Origin of the sequence: Mycobacterium sp. 1165196.3, assembly GCF_001673415.1 — a bacterium.
GTDB classification, from domain to species: domain Bacteria; phylum Actinomycetota; class Actinomycetes; order Mycobacteriales; family Mycobacteriaceae; genus Mycobacterium; species Mycobacterium europaeum_A.
In genome coordinates, this window is record NZ_LZLU01000113.1 from 1 (window position 1) to 5,807 (window position 5,807).

Consider the following 5,807-nt stretch of genomic DNA (forward strand, 5'->3'; position numbering starts at 1 on the left):
ATCGAGGCCGCCCACACCGAGGCGTGGGAGATCCTCACCGAATACCGCGACATTCTCGACATTTTGGCGGGCCAGCTGCTGGAAAAGGAAACCCTGCACCGGGCCGAGCTGGAGAGCATCTTCTCCGGCGTCGAAAAGCGGCCCCGGCTCACCATGTTCGACGACTTCGGCGGCCGTATCCCGTCGGACAAACCGCCGATCAAGACGCCCGGCGAGCTGGCCATCGAGCGCGGTGAGCCGTGGCCGCCGCCGACCCCCGAGCCGGCCTTCAAGGCGGCCATCGCCCGGGCCAGCGAGGCGGCCGCCGCCGCGCGGCTGGATGCCGATCGAAACGCCAACGGCGGCAACGGTTCTCATGGCGCTCAGGGTGGCGGTAATCGGCAGGGCGATCCGCAGGGTCCCACCCAGCCCGACTACGGGGCCCCCGCCGGCTGGCGCGCGCCCGGCTGGCCGCCGCAGCAACAACAGCCGACTTACTGGCATCCGCAGCCCGGGCAGCAGCAGCCCTATTGGCAGCAACCGCCGCGCGGTTACCCGGGCCCCCAGGGCTATCCGGGACCGCAAGGCCATCCCGGCGGTCAGCAAAGTTATCCCGGTCAGCAGGGTGGAGCGGGTCACCCGGGTCAGGCGCACCCGTCGTACCCGCCGTATCCGCCGTATCCGCCGCCCGGCCAACCCGCCCCGGAGGGTGGGTCGCCGGACCGGCAGGATGACGACGTGAGCCGGTCCAACCCGCCGGCTCACGGCTGAGCAAACGGAGGATTCGATGGCCTTACGCGGTTTGGGGCCGGATACCGCGGTGCCCGCGACGCGCGCGTTCGATCAGGAGCGCGCCGAGGCTGCGGTCCGCGAGTTGCTGCACGCGATCGGCGAAGACCCCGACCGCGACGGCCTGCGCGAGACACCGGCCCGCGTCGCGCGCGCCTACCGCGAGATGTTCGCCGGGCTCTACACCGATCCCGACAGCGTGCTGAACACCATGTTCGACGAGGAGCACGACGAACTGGTGCTGGTCAAGGAGATTCCGCTGTACTCCACGTGTGAGCACCACCTGGTGGCGTTCCACGGTGTGGCCCACGTCGGCTACATCCCGGGCAACGACGGCCGGGTCACCGGCCTGTCGAAGATCGCCCGACTGGTCGACCTGTACTCGAAGCGGCCCCAGGTGCAGGAGCGGCTCACCAGCCAGATCGCCGACGCCCTGGTGAAAAAGCTCAACCCGCGTGGCGTGATCGTCGTGGTCGAGGCCGAACACCTGTGCATGGCGATGCGCGGTGTGCGTAAGCCCGGAGCGGTTACGACCACCTCGGCGGTGCGCGGCCTGTTCAAAACCAACGCGGCTTCTCGAGCGGAGGCGCTCGACCTGATCCTGCGTAAGTGAGTCTGGCGCCCGTGCAGGTAATGGGAGTTCTGAACGTCACTGACGATTCGTTCTCCGACGGCGGCCGCTACCTCGATCCCGACAAGGCGGTGGCGCACGGGTTGGCCTTGGTCGCCGACGGCGCCGACATCGTCGACGTCGGGGGAGAGTCGACCCGGCCCGGCGCCACGCGGATCGACCCCGGGGTCGAAACCGCCCGGGTTATACCCGTCGTCAAAGCGCTTGCGGCTCAAGGGATCACTGTCAGCATCGACACCATGCACGCCGATGTCGCGCGCGCGGCGCTGTGCGGCGGAGCGCGCATCGTCAACGACGTGTCCGGCGGCCGTGCCGATCCCGCGATGGCGCCCCTGCTGGCCGACGCGAAAGTGCCGTGGGTGCTGATGCATTGGCGATCGGTGTCGGCCGAGCGCCCGCACGCGGCGCCGCAGTACCGCGACGTGGTGGGCGAGGTGCGCGACGAGCTGCTGGCCAGCGTCGACGCCGCGGTGTCCGCCGGTGTCGACCCCGACCAGTTGATGATCGATCCCGGATTGGGGTTCGCCAAGACGGGACAACACAATTGGGCGCTGCTGCATGCCCTGCCGCAGCTGGTCGCCACCGGCATCCCGGTGCTGCTGGGTGCGTCGCGCAAACGGTTCCTCGGTACGTTGTTAGCCGGGGTCGACGGTGCGCCGCGACCGCCCGACGGGCGCGAGACGGCCACCGCGGTGGTGTCGGCGCTGGCCGCCCTGCACGGCGCCTGGGGGGTGCGGGTGCACGACGTGCGGGCCACGGTCGATGCCCTCAAGGTCGTAGCGGCCTGGACCGGCGGGTCGCACACGGAACTGGCTGGAGACAATGGCTGATCGAATCGAATTGCGCGGCTTGACGGTTCGCGGACAACACGGGGTGTTCGACCACGAGCGTGCCAACGGTCAGGACTTCGTCGTCGACATCACGGTGTGGATCGACCTCGCCGGCGCCGCCGCCAGCGACGAACTGGCCGACACCTATGACTACGCGGCGCTGGCCCGGCTGGCCGCCGACGTGGTGGCGGGGCCCGCGCGCAACCTGATCGAGACGGTCGGAGCCCAGATCGCCGACCAGGTGATGGACGACGAGCGCGTGCACGCCGTCGAGGTTGTGGTGCACAAGCCGCAGGCTCCGATCCCGCAGCAGTTCGCCGACGTCGCCGTGGTGGTGCGGCGGTCGCGCCGCGGCGGCCGCGGTTCGGTGGTTCCGGCGGGCGGGGCCCTATGACACGCGTGGTGCTATCGATCGGCTCGAACCTGGGCGACCGGCTGGCCCGGTTGCAGTCCGTCGTCGACGGGCTGGGGGAGACGGTGCGCGCAGTGTCACCGGTGTACGAGACCGACCCCTGGGGCCGGGTGGATCAGGCGCCGTTCCTCAACGCGGTGGTGATCGCCGACGACCCGTCCCGGGACGGGCAGGCCTGGCTGCGCCGCGCGCAGGAATTCGAGCGGGCGGCGGGCCGCGTGCGCGGGGAGCGCTGGGGGCCGCGCACCCTCGACGTCGACCTGATCGCCTGCTACGGCCCGACCGAGGTGATCTCCCGGGAGAACAACCTGACGCTGCCGCACCCGCTGGCCCACCTCCGGGCATTCGTACTCATTCCCTGGCTGGACGTCGAGCCGGACGCGCGGCTGACCCTGGCCGATGGTCCGCAGCCGGTCGCGGGCCTGCTCGCCCAGCTGGAAGCGGCCGACCGGGACGGCGTCCGGCCGACCGACCTGACCCTGCGGTTCAACGGGAAGCCGGCCGATCGGGGGCCGACGACCTGATGGGACCCACCCGCAAGCGTGACCTGACCGCCGCGGTGGTGGGCACCGCCGTGGTGGGATACCTGCTGGTCAAGGGCCTATACCGGTGGTTTCCGCCGATCACCGTGTGGACCGGCCTGTCGCTGCTGGCGGTGGCCGTCGTCGAGGCGCTGTGGGCGCGCTACGTGCGGGCGAAGATCAGCGAGGGCGAGATCGGCTCCGGCCCGGGCTGGCTGCATCCGCTCGCGGTGGCGCGCAGCCTGATGGTCGCCAAGGCCTCGGCCTGGGTCGGCGCGTTGATGCTGGGCTGGTGGGTCGGCATCCTGGTGTACTTCCTGCCCCGCAAATCGTGGTTGCGGGCGGCCGCCGAGGACACCACGGGGACCGTGGTCGCGGCCGTCAGCGCGCTGGCGCTGCTCGTTGCCGCGCTGTGGCTGCAACATTGCTGCAAGTCACCGCAGGATCCGACCGAGCACGGCGAGGGCGCGGAAAGCTAGCACTGGCAAGCCCGGGTGAGAATCGCCGGAGGCACGCGACACGCGGATTGACCTCGCGCAGGTACTCTCAGGCCATGACCGTTCTGTCCCGCGGCGCCCGGGTGCGGCGCGGCGGCCGCAGGCCGGGGTGGGTGCTCTTGACCGCGTTGCTGGTCCTCGCGATGGGGGCCAGCTCCGCATTGGTTTTCACCAATCGGGTGGAACTTCTCAAGCTCGCTGTAATCCTGGCGCTGTGGGCCGCAGTCGCCGGCGCCTTCGTTTCCGTGCTCTATCGACGCCAAAGCGACGCCGATCAGTCCCGGGTCCGCGACCTCAAGCTGGTCTACGACCTGCAGCTGGACCGGGAGATCTCGGCCCGGCGTGAATACGAACTGACCGTGGAGTCGCAGCTGCGCCGCGAGCTGGCCTCCGAGCTGCGCGCCCAGGCCGCCGACGATCTGGCTGAGTTGCGTGCGGAACTGTCCGCCCTGCGGACCAGCCTGGAAATCCTGTTCGACACCGACCTGGCGCAGCGCCCGGCCCTCGGGGGAACGCCCGAGGCCGAGCCGCAGCCGGAGCGCGCGTACAGCGAGTGGGATCGCAACGGCGAAAACCCGCGCGACAACCCCGTCGACTGGGTGTCCAGCGACCGCGTGACGTCGGTGCCGCAGGACAACCGCGACGACGCCATCATCGACGTGCCCGAAGAACCGCTGATCCCGCCTCGCCAGCAGCCGCCGCCCCGCCGTGAACGGGTCCGCAACCAGTACGAACCGGCGCCGGATCCGGCGTACGCCGAGCAGCCCGCATACGCCGAGGAGTCCGCGTACGCGCGACCGGCGGAACAACGGTTCGAGCCGCGTCAGCAACCGTCATCGCCGCCGGCGGCGCAGTTCCAACCGGAGCCGCAGCCCGAACCCGAACCGGCGCCGGAACCCCAACGGCAGCCGCAGGCGCACTGGCCGGGCCAGGGCTGGCAGCCGGCCGCCGCGGGAGGGCTGTGGTTGCCACCCGGCACGCCGGGCAGCAATTGGGTCGGCGGTGATTCGCCGGGCGAATCGGCCGGCGGACGGCGGCGCGCCCGGCATTCGGGCGTCGACGACGCCTGGGATGGGATGCCCGTCGAGCCGGTCCCGCCTGCGCCGTACGGCGACTCCGGTCGCCGGGCGCGGTCGCGTCACTCCGCGGAGTACCGCGACTACGGCGCCCGCAATTCCTTGCCCGGCGACGAGGCCCCGGTCGTGTCCCCACCGGCCGCCGCGACGCCGTCCCCGCCACCGCCCCCGGCGCAACCGGGCCAGCGGCCCGATGATGCGTTCGGCGATGCCGCCCGGCTGGTCGTCGACCGTCTGTTGGCCGAGGAGTTCACTGCCGCGCAGGGCGGCGCGCAGCGCGTCGAGCGCGTCGGCGACCACGGTCACGATGTGGTTGCCGGCATGGGCCAGCGCGGCGTGGTACAGAACGCGCGCATCCTCGGCCACGCAGAACGGTTCCCCGCCCATCTCCAGGACCAGCGATTGCCCGATCGCGTAGCCGACCTCGTCGGCCGCGGTGACGCCGAAGCAGGAATCCGCCAGCCGGCTGATGTCCTCGTCGGAGCCGGTGAATGTCATCGCCGGGTGGATCGCCAGCGGGATGCAGCCGTCCCGGGCCAGCGGCTCGAGAATGCCGATCCCGTTGGCGCCGGACGTGTGGACCACGATGGTTCCGGGCCGCACCGCCGACGTCGCCGCCAGCCCGGACACCAGCCCGGCGAGCTCGCTGTCGGGCACCGCGAGCAGCAACAGCTCGGCACCGGCGGCCACCTCCGGCGGCGCCGCCACCGGGGTGTCGGGCAGCCGGCGCTCGGCGCGCTGCCGGGACGCACGGGAGATGGCGCTACACGCCACCACGACGTGGTCCGCGCGCTCCAGCGCGACACCGAGGGCGGTGCCGACCCGGCCGGCCGAGATGATTCCCACCTTGAGCCGAGCCGGGCGCAGACCGTCGAACTGCACCATCGCAGACGACCTCACAGAATCTTGTTTCGTTCCGGTCCCACTTGGTGGGTACCGTTCGGTCAGTACGACTGTAGTCGATTACCAGGCGTTACCCAATGTGAGGAAGCTCCCAGCTCAGCTCTCGCGGCGGCGGCGCCGGCCTCCTTCGGAGGGCTGCACCTGCAGGCGGGCCAGCAGGTCGGCGACC

General features: G+C 71.2%; 5 protein-coding genes and 3 pseudogenes. 7 read left to right on the forward strand and 1 reads right to left on the reverse strand.

Annotation, left to right across the window (positions count from 1 at the left end; genetic code table 11):
• From A5659_RS12255 to A5659_RS28505, 7 genes and pseudogenes are all read left to right on the forward strand, one after another.
• A pseudogene (locus A5659_RS12255) lies at positions 1–750 on the forward strand (cell division protein FtsH); the annotation flags it as partial.
• 16 nt (positions 751–766) lie between these two features.
• Complete coding sequence (gene folE / locus A5659_RS12260; protein ID WP_066879442.1) at positions 767–1,381, forward strand: GTP cyclohydrolase I FolE; 615 nt, start codon at positions 767–769, stop codon at positions 1,379–1,381.
• Positions 1,378–2,229 carry a dihydropteroate synthase gene (gene folP / locus A5659_RS12265; protein ID WP_197497991.1) on the forward strand — a complete coding sequence of 284 codons (852 nt, stop codon included), beginning with the start codon at positions 1,378–1,380 and terminating at the stop codon, positions 2,227–2,229. Before folE ends, folP begins: the two co-directional genes overlap by 4 nt.
• The gene (gene folB, locus A5659_RS12270) at positions 2,222–2,623 is read left to right on the forward strand and encodes a dihydroneopterin aldolase (protein ID WP_066868388.1); all 402 of its coding nucleotides are present in this window, start codon (positions 2,222–2,224) and stop codon (positions 2,621–2,623) included. Before folP ends, folB begins: the two co-directional genes overlap by 8 nt.
• A complete protein-coding gene (gene folK, locus A5659_RS12275) occupies positions 2,620–3,165 on the forward strand; it encodes a 2-amino-4-hydroxy-6-hydroxymethyldihydropteridine diphosphokinase (protein WP_067139862.1) in 546 nt (181 codons plus the stop codon). Before folB ends, folK begins: the two co-directional genes overlap by 4 nt.
• Complete coding sequence (locus A5659_RS12280) at positions 3,165–3,641, forward strand: DUF3180 domain-containing protein (RefSeq protein WP_066868391.1); 477 nt, start codon at positions 3,165–3,167, stop codon at positions 3,639–3,641. The genes folK and A5659_RS12280 overlap by 1 nt, the downstream gene beginning before the upstream one ends.
• A gap of 74 nt (positions 3,642–3,715) precedes the next feature.
• Positions 3,716–4,654, forward strand: a pseudogene (locus A5659_RS28505) (DUF6779 domain-containing protein); the annotation flags it as partial.
• A gap of 258 nt (positions 4,655–4,912) precedes the next feature.
• Here the strand turns inward: A5659_RS28505 and A5659_RS12290 are convergent.
• Positions 4,913–5,620 (reverse strand): annotated as a pseudogene (locus tag A5659_RS12290) (Rossmann-like and DUF2520 domain-containing protein); the annotation flags it as partial.
• Between the last annotated feature and the right edge of the window lie 187 nt (positions 5,621–5,807).

What these genes read in the sequence shown, in the direction of transcription:
- folK (WP_067139862.1), top strand. Translation starts at nt 2,620, where the DNA reads ATGACACGCGTGGTGCTATCGATCGGCTCGAACCTGGGCGACCGGCTG.
- A5659_RS12280 (WP_066868391.1), top strand. Translation starts at nt 3,165, where the DNA reads ATGGGACCCACCCGCAAGCGTGACCTGACCGCCGCGGTGGTGGGCACC.
- folE (WP_066879442.1), top strand. Translation starts at nt 767, where the DNA reads ATGGCCTTACGCGGTTTGGGGCCGGATACCGCGGTGCCCGCGACGCGC.
- folB (WP_066868388.1), top strand. Translation starts at nt 2,222, where the DNA reads ATGGCTGATCGAATCGAATTGCGCGGCTTGACGGTTCGCGGACAACAC.